This window comes from Vreelandella sp. F11, assembly GCF_042466685.1.
Lineage (GTDB): Bacteria > Pseudomonadota > Gammaproteobacteria > Pseudomonadales > Halomonadaceae > Vreelandella.
In genome coordinates, this window is the sequence record NZ_CP170448.1 from 1,742,138 (window position 1) to 1,758,972 (window position 16,835).

Annotated in this window: 18 protein-coding genes; 14 read left to right on the forward strand and 4 right to left on the reverse strand. The window is 55.2% G+C overall.

Features of this window, described 5'->3' with window-relative positions; all coding sequences use genetic code 11:
* Positions 1 to 300 precede the first annotated feature (300 nt).
* The 4 genes from ACFIOZ_RS07825 to ACFIOZ_RS07840 all read left to right on the forward strand — a co-directional run bounded on the left by ACFIOZ_RS07825 (position 301) and on the right by ACFIOZ_RS07840 (position 4,543).
* Positions 301 to 1,818 (forward strand): amidase, encoded by a 1,518-nt coding sequence (locus ACFIOZ_RS07825; protein ID WP_386083123.1) that lies wholly within the window; start codon positions 301 to 303, stop codon positions 1,816 to 1,818.
* A 35-nt stretch (positions 1,819 to 1,853) separates the two neighbouring features.
* Positions 1,854 to 2,693 (forward strand): methyltransferase domain-containing protein, encoded by an 840-nt coding sequence (locus tag ACFIOZ_RS07830; RefSeq protein ID WP_386083124.1) that lies wholly within the window; start codon positions 1,854 to 1,856, stop codon positions 2,691 to 2,693.
* Complete coding sequence (locus ACFIOZ_RS07835; protein WP_386083125.1) at positions 2,690 to 3,694, forward strand: methyltransferase; 1,005 nt, start codon at positions 2,690 to 2,692, stop codon at positions 3,692 to 3,694. Before ACFIOZ_RS07830 ends, ACFIOZ_RS07835 begins: the two co-directional genes overlap by 4 nt.
* 120 nt (positions 3,695 to 3,814) lie before the next feature.
* Entirely contained in the window at positions 3,815 to 4,543 is a 729-nt protein-coding gene (locus tag ACFIOZ_RS07840; RefSeq protein WP_386083126.1) for an SIMPL domain-containing protein, read from the forward strand.
* A 33-nt stretch (positions 4,544 to 4,576) separates the two neighbouring features.
* Here ACFIOZ_RS07840 and greB read toward each other — a convergent pair whose 3' ends face one another.
* The gene (gene greB, locus ACFIOZ_RS07845) at positions 4,577 to 5,107 is read right to left on the reverse strand and encodes a transcription elongation factor GreB (protein ID WP_386083127.1); all 531 of its coding nucleotides are present in this window, start codon (positions 5,105 to 5,107) and stop codon (positions 4,577 to 4,579) included.
* Positions 5,108 to 5,290: 183 nt separating this feature from the next.
* On the opposite strand from greB, the gene ACFIOZ_RS07850 reads away from it, so the two are divergent.
* The 6 genes from ACFIOZ_RS07850 to cysN all read left to right on the forward strand — a co-directional run bounded on the left by ACFIOZ_RS07850 (position 5,291) and on the right by cysN (position 10,568).
* The gene (locus ACFIOZ_RS07850) at positions 5,291 to 5,950 is read left to right on the forward strand and encodes a hypothetical protein (protein ID WP_386083128.1); all 660 of its coding nucleotides are present in this window, start codon (positions 5,291 to 5,293) and stop codon (positions 5,948 to 5,950) included.
* Between the two features lie 72 nt (positions 5,951 to 6,022).
* A complete protein-coding gene (locus ACFIOZ_RS07855) occupies positions 6,023 to 6,757 on the forward strand; it encodes an NUDIX domain-containing protein (RefSeq protein WP_386083129.1) in 735 nt (244 codons plus the stop codon).
* A gap of 2 nt (positions 6,758 to 6,759) precedes the next feature.
* On the forward strand, positions 6,760 to 7,206 hold the full coding sequence (locus tag ACFIOZ_RS07860) for a DUF1249 domain-containing protein (RefSeq protein ID WP_088698491.1): 447 nt from the start codon (positions 6,760 to 6,762) through the stop codon (positions 7,204 to 7,206).
* Positions 7,206 to 7,970 (forward strand): metallophosphoesterase, encoded by a 765-nt coding sequence (locus ACFIOZ_RS07865; protein WP_386083130.1) that lies wholly within the window; start codon positions 7,206 to 7,208, stop codon positions 7,968 to 7,970. Before ACFIOZ_RS07860 ends, ACFIOZ_RS07865 begins: the two co-directional genes overlap by 1 nt.
* A 161-nt stretch (positions 7,971 to 8,131) precedes the next feature.
* A complete protein-coding gene (gene cysD / locus ACFIOZ_RS07870; RefSeq protein ID WP_088698493.1) occupies positions 8,132 to 9,124 on the forward strand; it encodes a sulfate adenylyltransferase subunit CysD in 993 nt (330 codons plus the stop codon).
* 1 nt (position 9,125) lies between these two features.
* Positions 9,126 to 10,568, forward strand: coding sequence for a sulfate adenylyltransferase subunit CysN (cysN, locus tag ACFIOZ_RS07875; RefSeq protein ID WP_211593597.1), 1,443 nt, complete (start codon positions 9,126 to 9,128; stop codon positions 10,566 to 10,568).
* A 69-nt stretch (positions 10,569 to 10,637) separates the two neighbouring features.
* Here the strand turns inward: cysN and ACFIOZ_RS07880 are convergent, their stop codons facing one another.
* The 3 genes from ACFIOZ_RS07880 to ACFIOZ_RS07890 are packed head-to-tail and all read right to left on the reverse strand — an operon-like array spanning position 10,638 to position 12,924.
* Positions 10,638 to 11,447 carry a substrate-binding domain-containing protein gene (locus tag ACFIOZ_RS07880; RefSeq protein ID WP_386083131.1) on the reverse strand — a complete coding sequence of 270 codons (810 nt, stop codon included), beginning with the start codon at positions 11,445 to 11,447 and terminating at the stop codon, positions 10,638 to 10,640.
* Between the two features lie 44 nt (positions 11,448 to 11,491).
* On the reverse strand, positions 11,492 to 12,223 hold the full coding sequence (locus ACFIOZ_RS07885; RefSeq protein WP_386083132.1) for an ATP-binding cassette domain-containing protein: 732 nt from the start codon (positions 12,221 to 12,223) through the stop codon (positions 11,492 to 11,494).
* Positions 12,220 to 12,924, reverse strand: coding sequence for an ABC transporter permease (locus tag ACFIOZ_RS07890; RefSeq protein WP_088698498.1), 705 nt, complete (start codon positions 12,922 to 12,924; stop codon positions 12,220 to 12,222). The genes ACFIOZ_RS07885 and ACFIOZ_RS07890 overlap by 4 nt, the downstream gene beginning before the upstream one ends.
* A 157-nt stretch (positions 12,925 to 13,081) precedes the next feature.
* Here ACFIOZ_RS07890 and ACFIOZ_RS07895 point away from each other — a divergent pair, with 157 nt between their 5' ends.
* The 4 genes from ACFIOZ_RS07895 to ACFIOZ_RS07910 all read left to right on the forward strand — a co-directional run bounded on the left by ACFIOZ_RS07895 (position 13,082) and on the right by ACFIOZ_RS07910 (position 16,605).
* Positions 13,082 to 13,996, forward strand: a complete 915-nt coding sequence (locus ACFIOZ_RS07895) for a substrate-binding domain-containing protein (RefSeq protein WP_386083133.1) — start codon at positions 13,082 to 13,084, stop codon at positions 13,994 to 13,996.
* A gap of 109 nt (positions 13,997 to 14,105) precedes the next feature.
* Positions 14,106 to 14,669: a type 1 glutamine amidotransferase domain-containing protein gene (locus ACFIOZ_RS07900; protein ID WP_386083134.1), complete on the forward strand. Its 564-nt coding sequence runs from the start codon at positions 14,106 to 14,108 to the stop codon at positions 14,667 to 14,669.
* On the forward strand, positions 14,669 to 15,787 hold the full coding sequence (locus tag ACFIOZ_RS07905) for an App1 family protein (protein ID WP_386084019.1): 1,119 nt from the start codon (positions 14,669 to 14,671) through the stop codon (positions 15,785 to 15,787). The genes ACFIOZ_RS07900 and ACFIOZ_RS07905 overlap by 1 nt, the downstream gene beginning before the upstream one ends.
* Positions 15,788 to 15,930: 143 nt before the next feature.
* Positions 15,931 to 16,605, forward strand: coding sequence for a zinc metallopeptidase (locus tag ACFIOZ_RS07910; RefSeq protein WP_088698501.1), 675 nt, complete (start codon positions 15,931 to 15,933; stop codon positions 16,603 to 16,605).
* Positions 16,606 to 16,835: the final 230 nt, after the last annotated feature.

Sequence of the window (16,835 nt, forward strand, 5' to 3'; positions counted from 1 at the left end):
AGCCCCCGTCGGAAATATTAATGAGATACCTGCTAATAACCTTCTAGTTGATTAGCTAGTATTCCGAAAGCATTTGCAAACCTATATCAATAGATTTTTTTTATCAATAATCGTTTTTTGATAGTTTTTGTTTTGGGGTGGGTTGCAATGACACCAGCCAGGGTGACATTGAAAGCCAGTTTCGAGCAAATAAGGTAACTACCCGCCTTAAATGTTGGTACGACAGCGCATATGCTGGAGCGCTGATGGGAGCGATATGCATGCTCTCTGCTAGGTTGAGGAAAATATAAGGCTACTATCATGCACCTTGACGAGTACCAGCAGTATGACGCGATGGGCTTAGCCGAGCTAATCCGTTGCCGTGAAGTCAGTCGGGAGGAGGTGCTTGAAGCGGCCCTAACGGCTATTGAGAAGCTTAATCCTTCATTAAATGCTTTGGTAAGAACGCGTTACGAGCGTGCCAGACAAGAGAGTCAAAAACTTCCGACTGATACTCTATTCGGCGGAGTGCCCACCTTAAGTAAAGATCTGTTGATGGGCCTAGCCGGTGAGCCACTGGCCTTTGGAAGCGCATCTCTATCCCAGTGGTGCCCCAAGGAAGATGCGTTACTGATTCAGCGTGCAAGAGCCGCTGGCTTGGTCATCGTAGGGCAGACAGCCACCCCTGAACTTGGTTTGATGGGGATTACTGAGCCGAAAGCTTATCCGCACCCCCAAAACCCTTGGCGGGCTGGGTACTCGCCTGGAGGCTCCAGTGGTGGGGCCGCGTCAGCAGTGGCGGGGGGAATCGTACCCATGGCCCTCGCCGGGGATGGTGGAGGCTCTATTCGTATTCCTGCCAGCTATTGTGGGCTGTTTGGTTTTAAGCCTTCGCGGGGCCGGGTTCCCCTCGCGCCTGCTCATGGTGAGGTATGGCAAGGTGCGGTCATTGAGCATGCCGTGACGCGTAGCGTTCGCGATAGCGCCGCCCTCCTTGAACACACCAACGGTATGGCGGCGTCGGGGCCCTATCCGGTGCTGAAGGAAACCGGCTATGTGGCTGCGTTGTCGGTTCAGTCTCCGCCGTTGCGCATTGCCGTCTCGCTGGGTGAGCCGTTAAGCCGAGGCTTGGGAACGACGTTAAGCTGTGAGGTTCGCTTGGCGGTTGAGAAGGCGGCTACGGCGCTGGCAGCGATGGGACACGAGGTCGAGTGGTGTGACCCGCCCGTTGATGGAGAGGCGCTCGCCGATAGTTATCTCACCCTCTATTTGGGCCATTTGGCCGCGGATCTTACCTGGGTGAGTCAGCAAACCGGGGTACCTGTCCACAAGCTCGATATTGAGCCCTCAACCCGTGCCATTGGTCGGTTAGGCACAAAGCTTTCCGCACGGGATTACGAATTGGCTAAACGCTATTGGCATATGGCAGCCGAGCAGATGAGTCGGTTTCATCAGCGCTATGACGTCCTGATCATGCCAGTCGCCGCAGACTCAGCTCCAAAAATTGGCGAGCTTTACCCGTCAGTAGCGCGAGAGCGGATGATGGGCATGTTGGCGATGCCGGGGTTGCCATCTCTGGCGTTGAAGGCGGGTATGCTGAAACGTTTGGCGGTAGACGCCCTCAGCCGAACGCCGTATACCCAGCTAGCCAACCTCACTGGGCAACCTGCCATGTCAGTGCCTATGCATGTAGCGGCCAACGGTTTGCCGGTTGGCGTTCAGGTGGTGGGCCGCCTTGGCGAGGATAAACAGCTGCTTCAGCTTGCTGCTGCCATGGAGCAGAATGAGACCTGGCAACACTTCTCCCCCCAGCAGGCGTTTCGCGCCCAAGCAGGGTAAACTACGCCGCTTTGATGCGACGCTTGGTCTTATGCATGCACCCCAACGATAAATTAATCAATGCCGAATTTAAAAGCTATCAATTAACCCAGGCTGGGGATCGCTATTTTGATGGTTTAGCCGATAAGTTTTCGCGTTCGCTCTATCAAGCGCCGCGTGGCGAGCTGCGTTTAGCCATGCTGGACTATCTGTTGCCGCAAATGCTCACTTTGAGCCACCAGAAAGTACTCGATGTCGGTGGTGGTCTGGGCCAGCAAGCGGCATGGTTTGCTGAGCGTGGGCACCGGGTAACGATGGCTGAGCCTTCAGCGGATATGCTGAACTACGCAAAAACCTGGCACCGAGACGCTAAGACATTGCCGGAAGAGGCCATCACTTACCTGCAGGCGCCGCTGCAACAGTTAACCCAGCATGTCCCAGGCTCATGGCCGCTGATTACCTGCCATGCCGTGTTGGAGTGGTTAGGTGACCCGCAAGCGGCGCTGGCTACCTTGAGTGATTTATTGGCACCGGGTGGTCAGCTTAGCTTGATGGTGTTTAACCGCGATGCGCTGCGCTTTTCCAATGTGGTCAAAGGCAATCTTGAGAAGGCGTTGAGCGACCGCTTGGCGGGGAAGGGCAAGCGCCAACGGCTGACGCCTATTTCGCCGGTTAGTCATGTCGAGATTGAGCAGTGGAGCGCGGATAACGGCTTAATGATAGACGCCGTTGCCGGTATCCGCGTCTTTCAAGACTACTTGCGTCACTCTCCCGACGCGCCCGCAGAAACGGAAACGCTGCTGGCACTGGAGAAACAGTACTGCCGCTATGACCCCCACTGGCGGCTGGGCCGCTACCTGCTTTATACCCTAATTAAACCGGAGATCGTTGAATGAGTGCCCAAGCCCCAGCGTGCCAGCTGTTAGAGCGCCAAAAAGATAACTATGCTGCGCTGTGGGCCATTGGCCCGCCAGTCGATAGCTGGCTGATTGATCAATCGACGGGGGTGGTCAGTGGCGATTTTGACGCACTGCGTGAGTGGCAGGCGAAAGGCAAGCAGACCCGAACGCCTTTTGACTTAGCCGCGGGCGAGCCCTTTGGCAAAGAGATTGTGCTGTTTTGGCCGAAGGCGCACCAGTTAGGTATATGGTGGCTCAAGTGGTTATGCGAGCAGCTGCCTGAAGGGACAGCCATTGAAATTGTCGGTGAACACCAAGGTGGCATCAAACGCGTTCCTAAGATGCTTGATGAGTTGGGTATGCCTTGGGATAAACGCGACAACGCGCGGCGCTGCTCTTTATTCGCTACGCGTACTGTTTCATTGGATTCCTCCAGCGACAGCGCTTGGCAAACGTTTGAGACGTTAGGTTTAATATTACTTAGCCACCCGGGCGTATTTGGCCACGGCAAAGTGGATGAAGGCACGCTGTTACTGTTGGAGAGCTTGGAAAGTAGCTTGCCGAAAAAACCGCTCAAGGTGCTGGATATGGGCTGTGGTGACGGCATCATTAGTGCCTGGCTGGCCCAGCGCGGCCACCATGTGACCGCTGTAGACGTCAGTGCCTTTGCGGTAGAGGCGTGCAAGCGCACTTTGGCAGCAAATGGACTAGAGGGACGAGTGTTCAGCAGTGATGTATTCAGCGCGCTTGAAGGCGAGCAGTTTGACTGGATCGTTAGCAACCCGCCTTTTCATAAAGAGCGCGACATCAGCTATGGCCCCAGCCAGCGTTTGATCAGCGCGGCGCCAGAGCATCTCAACGTGGGAGGGCGGTTGATCCTGGTAGCCAATGGCTTTTTGCCCTATCCAGACCATTTGCAGCGCGCGTTTCAGGATTTCCAGACCCTGGCGGATAACCGCCGCTTCAAGGTTTACGGTGCGATTAAGTCAGGGCGTTAGAGCTAACGCATAGATATTTACTCAAACTTGCCACAATCAGCTGCCGACGACCGTACCTTTAAGGACTATGATGCAAATAAGTAGTCGTTAATTTAACGGTAGTGAGCGGGAGTGACGGAGATGGCGGGAAGTACTCGAAATACGGTGGTATTGGGCAGCGCTGTTCTGCTGGGTGGGCTGCTGGCGCTGGGGTTGGTATGGAGCGGTAGTTATATCAAAGGCGCTGCGGAAGTGTGGCAGCAGTCGTCACGAAGCGTCACGGTGCGCGGCTTAGCCGAGCGAGAAGTGCCAGCGGATTTGGTGCTGTGGCCGTTCAACTACAGCGTCAGTGCCAATAGCTTGAGCGACCTTGAGCAGCAGTTAACCAACGATGAGCAGGCAATTCGCAATTTCCTGGAGGCGCAAGGGTTTGCCTCGGAGCATGTTAGTTCCACTCCGCCGCGGATTACCGACCAGTTTAGCAATCAGTACGGTGGCCAGCGCCCGGATGAGCGCTACCGCGCGGAAGCGACGCTGCTGCTGCGCTCCCCGGATGTTGAGGGTGTCATCGAGGCGATTCCCAATGCGACCTCTCTGGTGCGAGAGGGGGTACTGCTCTCGCCCAACTACGAATACCGCACGGAGTTTCTCTTTACCGGGCTTGACGCGATCAAACCTGAAATGATTGCTGCGGCCACGGCGGATGCGCGTAACGCAGCCCAGCAGTTTGCTGAAGATTCCGGTAGCCAGGTGGGCCAGATTCGTCAGGCGACCCAGGGCTACTTTTCCATCGAGGACTTGGACAGCTACACGCCGCAAACCAAACGTGTTCGTGTTGTCACCACCGTGGACTATTCTTTACAAGACTAGCCTTTACAAGATTGGGCGATAAAGGAGCAGCGGCTAGGCGGTGTAGTCGATGGCGGTGATGGTATAAAACGTATCACCGTTAGGCGTGAGCACTTTTGCGTCATCACCCACCTGTTTACCGAGCAGTGCTTTGGCCATGGGGGCATCGATACTGATCCAGCGCTTTTTGGTGTCGATTTCGTCGTGGCCAACGATTCTGAGGTGCACCTCACCGCCATTTTCATCCTCAAGGCTGACATAGGCGCCGAAGAACACTTTACTGGTGTCGGCGGGAAGGCGATCAACGATTTGCAATTCATCCAAACGTTTTGTCAGGTAAGTGATGCGGGCGATAACGCGGTTCAGCTCTTTTTTGTTATAGGTGTAGTCGGCGTTTTCACTGCGGTCGCCCTGGGCGGCTGCTTCGCCGACCTTGGCAGAAATAGCCGGACGTTTGACCCGCGACAGGTGATCCAAAATAGCGCGCAAGCGAGCCGCCCCTTCTGGGGTAATCAGGTTGCTCTTAGGGGCTTGACGCGGATCTTTGGCTGGATCACGCCAGCGGGTCATGTTGCGGCCTTTCATTTACCTATTCCCCTTATGTTTCGAGCTATCTACCTTACGTTAATTGCGCGAAGCAACCAAACAGCATGCTAGTGGTAAATCATTCAAACGTTTGTTACATTTTTTGCTATATTGAGCGAGAGGCCCGCTATGGGTAGGTCTCATGAACGGTTTCAGCAGGACAACAATAATTTAGGAGTAACTATGCGCAGTCTCTCTTTTTCAATTAACGCTTTACCACGCTCATTCATCGCCGCCGTCATTGGCAGCGCGTTGATGTTGTCACCGCTTACCGCTTCTGCGTTTGAAGGTGAGCTCTTCTCGCTTAAAAACAGATGGGAGCATACCGTGACGGAACTCCCCGCCAACGAGCGGGAGCGCACGTTAAAGGCGTTGGCAGGTGAGGCGGAGCAGTTGGCCGAGCAGCACAGTGATGAAGCTGACGTACTTGTCTGGCAGGGGATTATTCTGGCTTCTTATGCCCGGGAGCGTGGCGGTTTAGGCGCGTTAGGCATCGCAGGCGATGCGCGTGATGTTTTAGAAAAGGCGATCGAACTTGACCCCCAAGGGTTGAATGGCTCTGCCTATGTGACGCTCGGTGCTCTATATGACCGCGCACCGGGGCGACCACTCGGTTTTGGCAATAGTGATACCGCTGAGCGCATGTTCCAGCGTGCCCTGGAAATCCGCCCAGACGGTATTGATGTGAATTACTACTATGCCGCCTTCCTGAAAGAAGAGGGCAATGAGCAGGCCGCTCGCGAGCACGCCCAGCGTGCGGTTAACGGTACTGCCCGTGACAACCGGCAAGTCTCCGATGAAGCGCTACGTCGTGATGCCGAGGCGCTACTTAATCAGCTGTAATCCCTCCGCTGAATTGGCATTCCCGGTGGCAAGCATTGATAATAGCGCGATTATCACCACTGGGAGTGCCTTATGGCGTCCAACTCCAAGAACGAATCTGTTCAGAATACCCCTTTTCAGAACTCCCCTTTTAAAAACACGGCGCTTAGTGTTCCTGACTTCAAGCGCGATGATGTTGAGCTGCTGAAACGGGAAACGCTCCACCAGGGGTTCTTCCGCCTGGAAGCCTTGGAGCTTCGCCATCGGCTGTTTGAAGGCGGCTGGAGCGAACCCATGCGTCGCGAAGTGCACAATCGCTTTGATGCGGTGGGGGTACTGCTCTACGACCCTGAGCGTGATGCGCTGGTACTTATTGAGCAGTTTCGTGCCGGCGCCATTGATGACGCCGCCTCTCCCTGGAAACTCGAACTCGTAGCCGGTTTGGCAGAAAAAGGTGAATCGCTGGAGGATGTGGCGCGTCGCGAGGCGTGGGAAGAGGCGGGTTGCAAAGTAACTGAGCTGACCAAACTTCACACCTATTACCCAAGTCCGGGCGCCTGCAACGAGCAAGTGACACTATTTTGTGGTTTGGTAGATACCTATGGGTTAGGGGGAATTCATGGCTTGGATGAGGAGCATGAGGATATTCGTGTTCACGTTATGCCGTTTGCCAACGCCTGGGAACTCTTAACACAGGGGCGGCTCGACAACGCCATGTCGTTAATTGGTCTACATTGGCTGAATAGCCAGCGAGCCTCACTACGTGCCGCTTCTCAGCGAGCGTTGCCGAAAAGTGAAACGACGAAAAGCGAAACAGACAAGGAGTGAACATGGCGAGAACGGCCTATGTCACCGATTTAAAATCGCTCCAAGGGGAGTGCAGCGCCAACTATCTGCGTTTGGTGCGCCTGGTGGGCGATATGGAGGCCGGCCAGCGTCGTGATATCGCCCTGCGCGGTGATAAACACTATTTCGGTGATCTGCATCTCTATATTCAAGAGCAGGCGCCTTACACCACCATGGTGGATGTTTCTCAGACCGGCCCGCTTGATACAGTGTTGGAGGGGCCGCGCATGCGTGTGCATCTCTATCACGATGTGCGCATGGCGGAAGTCACCGATTTTCAGCGCGAACGCCACTTTAATGGCCGTTACCGCTACCCCAACGCCCGAATGCATCAGCCGGATGAGAAGCTGCAGCTCAACCGCTTCTTAGGTGAATGGCTGGCTCATGGGCTTGCTCATGGTCATACCATCGATGTGCCGGAGATACCCTAATGCGTGTGGTGCAAATTACCGACGCTCATCTCTACGCCGATATCGAAGCGCGTTCCCGAGCGGGAATTCCCTGGCGACAGTTTCAACAGGTATTGAGCGCAGTCGTCGCCGAGAAGCCCGATATCGTGCTGTTTACCGGTGATATTAGCCAGGATGAGTCAGCCGCTTCCTACGCCTTGGCAGTACAGGCGCTGGAGCAGTTGCCTTGCGCTTGGTACTGGCTGCCGGGTAATCACGATCAGCCTGCGTTCATGGCGGCCGAACGGCCGATGGTCGATCAAGTGGACTTGGGGTCGTGGCGCATTCTGCTGCTCAATACCCAGGTCGCGGGCAAACCTTTTGGGGAGCTGGGCAGCGAGCGGCTAGCCAAGCTGGCTGAGCGGTTAGAGGAGGATGACAGGCCCACCCTGATTGCCATGCACCACCCGCCGGTAGATGTGGGCGCGGTGTGGATGGATGCTATTGGCCTACAGGATCGCGATGCATTTTGGCAGCTGCTAAGCCGATACCCGCAGGTCAACATCATCCTGTTTGGTCATACGCACCAAGCTTATGCCGAGCATCATGTTTTAGGCGTAGGTAAAAGCAAAGGTGAGGTGACTGTTGATGTTTATGGCTGCCCGGCGATGGCGGATCAGTTCCTGCCCGGCGCTGAGCAGTTCGCTATTGATGAAGCTTCCCGCCCTGGCTATCGGGTAATTGATTTGGGGTGGAGCGATGCCTTGGGAAGCGAGTGGCAGAGCTGGATTGAACGCATCGATTAATAGCCTTATCGCACTATTAATCTTCTATAGGTGATTTGGGAATAAAAAGATAGTTATTAATTCTTTTGGGTTATTATCAACTCGGCGTTACCCTACCTCCATTCGAACATACAATATTCTTTAGCTTAAGTGACGAGCTTGTTCTTGTGAGGTAAGGGGCCATGACCCAATTGTCTACTATTTCTTCAAAGGAGCGGTCTTCAGCGACACGCTCTGCCGCGCCACAGCAGGAGGCTTTCAATACCCCTGATGCCGCGCGCTTGACCCACCTCAAACAGTTAGAAGCCGAGTCTATCCACATTATCCGTGAAGTCGCCGCCGAGTTCGCCAACCCGGTGATGATGTACTCCATCGGCAAGGACTCATCGGTCATGCTGCATTTGGCGCGGAAGGCTTTTTATCCTGGTACACCGCCGTTTCCGTTGATGCACGTGGACACCACCTGGAAGTTCCGCGAGATGATCGAGTTCCGCAACCGCATGGCTGAAGAGGCGGGTATGGAGCTGATCGTGCATACCAACGAAGAGGGGCGGGCCGCCAATATCAACCCTTTTGATCACGGCAGCGCCAAGTACACCGATATCATGAAAACCCAAGCGCTCAAGCAGGCGCTGGATAAGTATGGGTTTGATGCCGCTTTTGGTGGTGCGCGTCGGGATGAAGAGGCGTCCCGGGCCAAAGAGCGCGTCTATTCGTTCCGCGATAAGTATCACCGCTGGGATCCCAAGAATCAGCGCCCTGAGCTTTGGAACGTGTATAACGCCAAGGTCAATAAAGGTGAATCAATCCGCGTGTTTCCGCTCTCCAACTGGACCGAGCTGGATATTTGGCAGTACATCTATTTAGAGTCGATTCCCATCGTGCCCCTCTACTACTCGGCGAAGCGGCCGATCGTCGAGCGCGACGGTATGCAAATTATGGTCGATGATGACCGACTGCCGCTGGCGCCTGGCGAAGTGCCGGAAATGAAGTCAGTGCGATTTAGGACACTGGGCTGCTATCCGTTGACCGGTGCGGTGGAGTCCGAAGCGGCGACGCTGCCGGAAATTATTCAAGAGATGCTGCTGACCCGAACCAGTGAGCGCAGTGGCCGTGCCATTGACCGCGACCAAGTGGGCTCAATGGAGAAGAAAAAGCGCGAGGGGTACTTTTAATATGTCTCACCAATCCAATTTAATTGCCGACAATATCGAACAGTACCTGCACGAGCACGAAAACAAAGATCTGCTGCGCTTTATTACCTGCGGCAGTGTAGACGACGGCAAATCGACGCTGATTGGCCGCCTGCTTCACGACTCGAAAATGATCTTTGAAGACCAACTGGCGGCGATTACCCAAGCCTCTAAAACCAGCGGCACCACCGGCGATACCGTTGATTTGGCGCTGCTGGTGGATGGTCTGCAATCGGAGCGCGAGCAGGGCATTACCATCGATGTGGCGTACCGCTTTTTCTCCACCGATAAGCGCAAGTTTATTATCGCCGATACGCCAGGGCACGAGCAGTACACCCGCAACATGGCCACCGGTGCTTCAACGGCCAGACTGGCAATTATTTTGATCGATGCCCGCTACGGTGTGCAAACCCAGACCCGCCGTCATAGCTTTATTGCCGACCTGCTGGGTATTCAGCACCTGGTGATTGCGGTTAATAAGATGGATCTGGTGGACTTCTCCGAGCAGCGTTTTAACGAGATCGTCGATGAGTACCGCGCTTTTGCCACTAACCTGCAGGCGCCGGATATTCGCTTTGTGCCGATGTCGGCCCTGAATGGCGACAACGTGGTCAATCGTAGCGAACAGACGCCCTGGTATTTTAGCGACGGTTACCAGGGGAAAACGCTGATCGAGCTATTAGAGAGTGTCGAAATCACCCGCGATCAAAACCTCAGCGATTTGCGCTTACCGGTGCAGTACGTGAACCGCCCGAACCTTGATTTTCGCGGTTACTGCGGCACTTTGGCCGCGGGTGTACTACGCCCTGGTCAAGCCGTTAAAGCACTGCCTTCGGGTAAAACATCCCGGGTTGCACGGGTAGTTACTTTTGATGGCGACCTTGCGGCCGCTTATCCCGGTCAGGCCATCACGGTAACCCTGGAAGATGAGATCGATATCTCCCGTGGCGACTGGCTGGTGGCGGCGGATAGCGAACTGCCGCTCTCCAACACCTTTAAAGCCGATATTGTCTGGATGCAGGAAGAGGCGTTAACGCCGGGCAAACTCTACGATTTCAAACTGGCGACCCGGGATCTTTCCGGCCAGGTAAGCGCGATAGATTACCAAATCGACGTCAATACCCTGGAAAAACATGCCACTCACTCGCTGGGGTTAAATGCCATTGCCCGCTGCGACGTGGAGCTGACCGCTGCGATTCCCGTGGATGACTACCGCACCAGCCCAGGCACCGGTAGCTTTATCATCATTGACCGGCTGACCAACGTCACCGTAGGCGCCGGTATGATCCGCGGTACTGCGAGTGAGACGACAACCACATCCCCAACGACCGACTGGGCGGCCTTCGAGCGCGATCTGAATGCTTTGGTACGTAAGCATTTTCCCCACTGGGAAGCGAAAGATATTAGCGGCTTGTTTAACCGCTAAATATCATCGCTTAAAGCAAAACGGCACGCTTTTAAGGCGTGCCGTTTTACTATAGGGGGGCTTGCAAGTTTACTCAGCGTTAGGGAAAAACAGCTGCTGGCCATCCACTTCATAATCCGCAATCGCTTGCTGGCCCTGTTCGGAAACCAACCACTCATGCCACTGGGCGGCGAGATCATGCTTTAGGTGCGGGAAGCGCTCGGTTGAGAGCAGCAGGCTGCCGTACTGGTTAAACAATCTCTCATCGCCTTCAAACAGCAGGGTAAGGTCTTGTGGGTTGTCAAAGGCGACCCAAGTGGCGCGGTCGGTAAACGTATAGGCATCCATGCCCGCGGCGGTATTCAGCGTGGGGCCCATGCCGCTACCCAGTTCACGATACCATTCACCCTGTGGCGTAATGCCCGCATCTTCCCACAAGCGCAGCTCCGCGCGGTTGGTGCCGCTATCGTCCCCGCGTGAGGCGAAGGGGGACTCGCTCTCGGCAATGCGCTGCATGGCATCGATAACGGTCTCGCTCTTGCGGATGCCCGCTGGATCATCGCTGGGGCCAACAATGACGAAATCGTTGTACATCACATTGAGTCGTTCGGTGGCGTAACCATCGGCCACAAACTGCTCTTCACCGGCGGTGTCGTGAACCAGCAGGCTATCCGCATCGCCACGGCGGCCAATTTCGAACGCTTGACCGGTGCCTACAGCGACCACGCGCACATCAATCCCGGTTTCTTCGCTGAATGCGGGGATGATAGCGTCAAACAAACCTGAGTTTTCGGTCGATGTGGTCGACGCCAGCGTAATGTAGTCATCGGCTGCCATGAGTGTTGCGCTGAATGTAAGTCCCAGCGTTCCTGCAGTGATAAGCGCGGTAGTCTTATTCATGTTCGTGCTCCTTGTTGATAGTTTATTCCACGGCCAATTCAGGGCTACCAAACCAGTTCGCCCCGAATAAATGCCCCCGCTTCACGCGAGGTGGGGGCGGTTAAAAAAGCGTGGGCCGGAGTGTGTTCGAGCAGTTCCCCGTTATGCATAAACACAATGTCATCGGCTAGACGGCGTGCTTGGTGCAAATCATGGGTGGTCATGACGATACGAGTACCGCTGTGATGAAACTCCTGTACCGCATCTTCGACGGCCTTGATGGCCGCAGGGTCGAGTGCCGAGGTGGGTTCATCTAAAAACAGTACTTGGGGGTTGAGCAGCCAGGCCCGCGCCAACGCTAAACGCTGCTGCTCGCCGCCGGAAAGCACCCGCGCAGGCCGTTTGGCTAGGTGTGCTAAGCCAAACTTCTCAAGGGCACTCATCGCCTGGGCTTTTCGGGGTAATGTAGTCAGCTCTGGACGTGCTGCTTTGTTGATGGCCAGCACATAGGTGAGATTATCCAGCGCTGAGCGGCGTAGCAGCACCGGGCGCTGAAAAACCATCGCTTGCGCGGGCTGCTCACCTTGCCAGCGGACTGATCCGCTGGTAGGCGTTAATAGGCCATGGGCCAAGCGCATTAATAGGCTTTTGCCTGCGCCATTCGGCCCCATTATTAGCGTTCGCTGGCAGCCAACCAAGCGTAGTGAGGTAGGTTTGAGCAGCGTATGCCCGCGATGGATGAAGCCCACGCTATCGAGTTCAAGGGGAGCGACGGGGGGCATATGACGTGCGTTCATCCCAGCCGCCTTTTTGCCGTTTCACCAATGATATGGGCGATCGCGTTAATCATGGTGACCAGGGCGAGCAGGATGATCCCCAAACCTAGCGCCATGGGCAGATTGCCCTTGCTGGTTTCCAGCACAATGCTGGTGGTCATCACCCGGGTGACACCATCGATATTGCCGCCCACAATCATTACCGCGCCCACTTCTGCGCTGGCCCGGCCGAAGCCTGCCAGGATCACCGTTAATAGCCCAAAGCGCGCATCCCATAGCAGGGTGGGGATCATACGCAGGCGCGTCAGCCCCAATGAGTTCAATTGTTCGGCATACTCGCCGTGGAGCGCCTCGACCTGCTGGCGGGTAAGGGCGGCGATAATGGGCATTACCAGAATCACCTGAGCGATCACCATCGCCGTGGGGGTAAACAGCAGCCCCCACTCGCCCAGGGGGCCTGCGCGCGAAAGCAACAGGTAGACACAAAGACCAGCCACGACGGGCGGTAAGCCCATTAGAGCATTCAGGGCGACAATCACGACGTTACGTCCAGGAAAGCGCCATAGCGCCAGGGCGGCGCCTAAGGGCAGGGCTATCAGGCTGGCGATCACTACCGCCATCAGCGATACCTGCAGCGAGAGCGTTACAATGGAGATGAGCGCACTATCCATACCCAGGATCAGGGCGAGGGCGGTACTAAAAGCGTTGTCACTGGTCAGCATTGAGCGTCGGCATCATTGTTGTTTGGGAGCTGTTGTTTGAGAAATGGCGTGTAAAAACAATTGCGCAATAAGTGGCATGATGTACCGTTAAGGGACTAAATGCACCCAGACCTGAAATTGGTGCAGTTTTATGCAGTCTTAAACAAGGGGCAGCGGTGTGCCACGCAATGAGGTCTCCATCGCGATGTTTGAACGACATGCTTATTTGACTACCGCAGAAGTCGCTGACTACCTGCGCTTAAAAGAGCGCAAAGTGTATGACCTGGTGCGCCAAGGTCAGATTCCGTGTAGCCGGATAACGGGAAAGCTGCTGTTTCCCCGCCAGCAAATAGACCTATGGGTGTTAAATCACTTGGAAGGTGATCAGGCGCAGCGCTTAACAGTGCCGCTCGTGGTGGCTGGTAGTCAGGATCCGCTGTTGGAGTGGGCTATTCGAGAAAGTGGCTCTGATCTGGCGATGCTCTGCCAAGGCAGTGGAGACGGCGTACGGCGATTGCTTGACGGCAAGGCCATGTTAGCGGGTATTCATCTGCTCGATGCTTCCACCCAACGCTACAACGAACCCGATGCACTCGGCTTAAGCGGCATGCGTGATCTATTGATAGTGCGCTGGGCCAAGCGTCGCCAGGGGCTGCTTTTGCCAGTTGGCAATCCGCTGAAGATCACCAGGCTGAGTGATTTAAACCGAACCGGCGTCCGTGTGGCTCATCGTCAGCCAGATGCTGGGGCAGCAAGGCTGCTGAGCTGTTTGCTAAGCCAAGCAGCGATAGAGAGCACGGCGCTGAACTGGGCCCCACACGCCTCCTTAAACGAGGATGATTTGGCGCTCAGCATTGGTCAGGGCGAGGCCGATGTTGGGCTGGGGGTTGAAGCCGCTGCCCATCGCCAGCAATTGGACTTCGTTCCCCTTTGCGAGGAGCCGTTTGATTTAATCATGCGGCGTCGCAGCTATTTCGAGCCTTCTATACAGCGTCTGTTGGCGTTTGCGCATCAAGCCCGCTTTGCGGAGCGTGCAGCACAGTTAGGTGGTTATCATCTCGCTGAAATAGGTAAAATCGTACATAACGCTTAGCGCAGTGCCGATAGCCTCGATTCATTAGCAGGGTAGCTTGACGCTGTTACTATATGCGCCACACTAGTGGAGCGTTACAGACGCAAATCATCACGAAAAGGAGAGCATGATGAAACAAGCACTGAATGGTAAACGAGTGGCTATTTTAGCCGCCGCTGGTTTTGAAGAGTCTGAGTTGAGCGTGCCGCGTGCCGCGCTGCAGAAAGAGGGCGTTGAGGTTCACGTGGTTACTCCCGATGGCAAGGGGATTAAGGCTTGGGCGGAAACCGACTGGGGTGATACCTACGAAGCTGATAAAGCCCTTTCAGATGTCAATGAGTCTGACTACCACGCGTTGGTACTGCCCGGTGGCTTATTCAATCCCGATGAGCTGCGCACCAACGACGAGGCATTAAGCTTTGTAAAGGCGTTTTTCCAAGTAGGTAAGCCCGTGGCAGCGATTTGTCATGCCCCATGGATATTGATCAATGCAGGCGTAGTGGAAGGACGTCGTATGACCTCCGTTCCTAGCGTTGCACAAGACCTGCTCAATGCTGGTGCTGAATGGGTGGATGAGCCTGTCGTTGTTGATAGTGGGCTAGTGACCAGCCGCACACCGAAAGACTTGGATGCCTTCAATGCCAAGTTATTTGAAGAGCTTCAGGAAGGGCGTCACTCCGGTCAACACGCTTGATGGGCATACTGCGCCAGTGGGCAAGCTTTGTTAAAAGGCTTGTCCACGTTATTGCCAAACCTATTAAAGGAGACAGTGGCCGCGGTGGCATGGTGGTTCATCCCTACCGTGGCTACGGTTCCCAGCAGGAAATATTTGTCATGGGGAGGGTGTTTCGCCAGGCGGCGCTTGGCCGGGCGATCCCACGCCATGGCATTTGGCGCGATACCGCAGATGTAGCGCGGCGAATTTTGCGCCGTGGCCTTGCCGATGCGCAGGTGGAAATACACATAGGCGACAATCAGCTCTGCGTGGGGACGGATCGCGATGGCTATTTCGATGTGCACCTGCCGATCAGTCACGCGCTACCCATTGATGTCTCCTGGCACCGCGCCGATATTTTGGTGCACTGCCCCCATCAAACCCCAGTGCGCACTCACGTTGAAGTATACGTACCGCCTCCCGAAGCAGATTTGCTGGTGATCAGCGATATCGATGACACCGTGATGTTTACCGGCGTGGCGGAAAAGCTCAAAATGCTATACCGACTATTTGTCAAAAAACCCCACCGCCGCACCGCTTTCCCTGGAGTGGCCTCGCTCTATCAAGCACTGCATCGTGGCGTGAGTGAGCGCGCCGAACGGCCCATCCTGTATGTCTCCCGGGGGCCTTGGGCCATTTACGAAATGCTCGAAACCTTTTTTCAGATCAACCGCATTCCCGTTGGGCCGATTATTTTTTTACGCGAGTGGGGCATCTCGTTGCGCCGCCCATGGCCGCGGCGTGCCGAAGAGCACAAGCGTGATCTGATCGACCGCATGTTGACCCTCTACAGCGAGATGCCCTGCATTCTGATCGGCGACAGCGGTCAGCACGATCCAGAAGTCTATTTCGAGATCGTGAAAGCCTACCCTGACCGGATAAAAGCCATCTATATCCGCCGGGTGGATAAAAACCCCAAGCGTGAGCAGGCTATCCAGCGGTTGCGGGATGAGTTGGTGGATACCCAGTGTGAACTGGTGTTAGCCGCCGATAGCGTTCTGATTGCCGAGCATGCCCACGCTCAGGGCGATATCTCTGCCCACGGCTTAGCGGCGGTCAAGCGCGACGTGGAGGAGCATCGCAACACGCCTGCATAACCCCACCCTCACACAACGCTGTTGCCAAGCCAGTCCCCATGGTAAAAGCTAAGCTGATAAGCACTCATCTGATAAGCGCTAGGCTGAGAAAAACTGTTGACCGTCGGTTGTCTAACGGCGGTTGTTGATGGATAGAGACTGCCATGGTTGTTCTGCTGATCATTTTCGCACTGGTTGTTTTTGTGCTTCCCAATGCATGGGCCAAGTGGGTGCTCAAACGCCATACTCGTGGTCGTGACGATTATCCTGGCACTGGGGCAGAGCTTGCCGATCATTTGCTGCGCCGACTGGGTATTGAGGGCGCGAGTGTCGAGCGCACCGAGTTCGGTGACCACTACGACCCGGAAACCCGCTGCGTGCGGCTCTCCCCGGATAATTACGACGGCCGTTCGCTAACCGCCGTCACCGTCGCTGCCCACGAGGTAGGCCACGCTATTCAGCACTATCAGGGTTATGCACCGCTGCTGGCGCGCAGCCGGTTAGTGGGTGTGGCTCAAAAAGCCGAAAAACTCGGCGCTATACTGATGATGGCCGCGCCTTTTCTATTTCTACTAACGCGTTTGCCGGGTGGTTTGGCGATAGTGATTGCTATCGCCGTCATTAGCTTTGGCACCGCCGCATTGGTGCATCTAGTGACCCTGCCGGTCGAGTTCGATGCCAGTTTTAACCGCGCACTGCCGCTGCTTAAAGAGTACGTGCCGCCTTACGATATGCCCGGCGCCCGCCACGTACTCACCGCTTGCGCCTTTACCTACGTAGCCGCCTCGCTCGCCAGTGTTATGAACCTGGGGCGCTGGCTGGTGATTTTACGGCGCTAGGTGTGTTGTGCCTGAATTCAGGTTTTCAGTGCCACTGATGACTACAAAACTATATCTCAATGTTGCTCTGCTATTGCTAAAAAGCGTTGCTAAGTGAGGGAGTGCTGAGATGTCTGTAAGCCATCTCTTAAAGTTTTGTAAGAGATCTCTTACATGCGTGTAAGAGATCTCTGTAACTTCTCTGGAAGGGTTGCGCTTCGCTTTTGGCTCGCTATGCTGAGCATTTCTCA

Bases quoted from the DNA above. Each gene is read 5' to 3' on its own strand.
- ACFIOZ_RS07825 (WP_386083123.1), top strand. From the start codon at position 301: ATGCACCTTGACGAGTACCAGCAGTATGACGCGATGGGCTTAGCCGAG.
- ACFIOZ_RS07830 (WP_386083124.1), top strand. From the start codon at position 1,854: ATGCACCCCAACGATAAATTAATCAATGCCGAATTTAAAAGCTATCAA.
- ACFIOZ_RS07835 (WP_386083125.1), top strand. From the start codon at position 2,690: ATGAGTGCCCAAGCCCCAGCGTGCCAGCTGTTAGAGCGCCAAAAAGAT.
- ACFIOZ_RS07840 (WP_386083126.1), top strand. From the start codon at position 3,815: ATGGCGGGAAGTACTCGAAATACGGTGGTATTGGGCAGCGCTGTTCTG.
- greB (WP_386083127.1), bottom strand. From the start codon at position 5,107: ATGAAAGGCCGCAACATGACCCGCTGGCGTGATCCAGCCAAAGATCCG.
- ACFIOZ_RS07850 (WP_386083128.1), top strand. From the start codon at position 5,291: ATGCGCAGTCTCTCTTTTTCAATTAACGCTTTACCACGCTCATTCATC.
- ACFIOZ_RS07855 (WP_386083129.1), top strand. From the start codon at position 6,023: ATGGCGTCCAACTCCAAGAACGAATCTGTTCAGAATACCCCTTTTCAG.
- ACFIOZ_RS07860 (WP_088698491.1), top strand. From the start codon at position 6,760: ATGGCGAGAACGGCCTATGTCACCGATTTAAAATCGCTCCAAGGGGAG.
- ACFIOZ_RS07865 (WP_386083130.1), top strand. From the start codon at position 7,206: ATGCGTGTGGTGCAAATTACCGACGCTCATCTCTACGCCGATATCGAA.
- cysD (WP_088698493.1), top strand. From the start codon at position 8,132: ATGACCCAATTGTCTACTATTTCTTCAAAGGAGCGGTCTTCAGCGACA.
- cysN (WP_211593597.1), top strand. From the start codon at position 9,126: ATGTCTCACCAATCCAATTTAATTGCCGACAATATCGAACAGTACCTG.
- ACFIOZ_RS07880 (WP_386083131.1), bottom strand. From the start codon at position 11,447: ATGAATAAGACTACCGCGCTTATCACTGCAGGAACGCTGGGACTTACA.
- ACFIOZ_RS07885 (WP_386083132.1), bottom strand. From the start codon at position 12,223: ATGAACGCACGTCATATGCCCCCCGTCGCTCCCCTTGAACTCGATAGC.
- ACFIOZ_RS07890 (WP_088698498.1), bottom strand. From the start codon at position 12,924: ATGCTGACCAGTGACAACGCTTTTAGTACCGCCCTCGCCCTGATCCTG.
- ACFIOZ_RS07900 (WP_386083134.1), top strand. From the start codon at position 14,106: ATGAAACAAGCACTGAATGGTAAACGAGTGGCTATTTTAGCCGCCGCT.
- ACFIOZ_RS07905 (WP_386084019.1), top strand. From the start codon at position 14,669: ATGGGCATACTGCGCCAGTGGGCAAGCTTTGTTAAAAGGCTTGTCCAC.
- ACFIOZ_RS07910 (WP_088698501.1), top strand. From the start codon at position 15,931: ATGGTTGTTCTGCTGATCATTTTCGCACTGGTTGTTTTTGTGCTTCCC.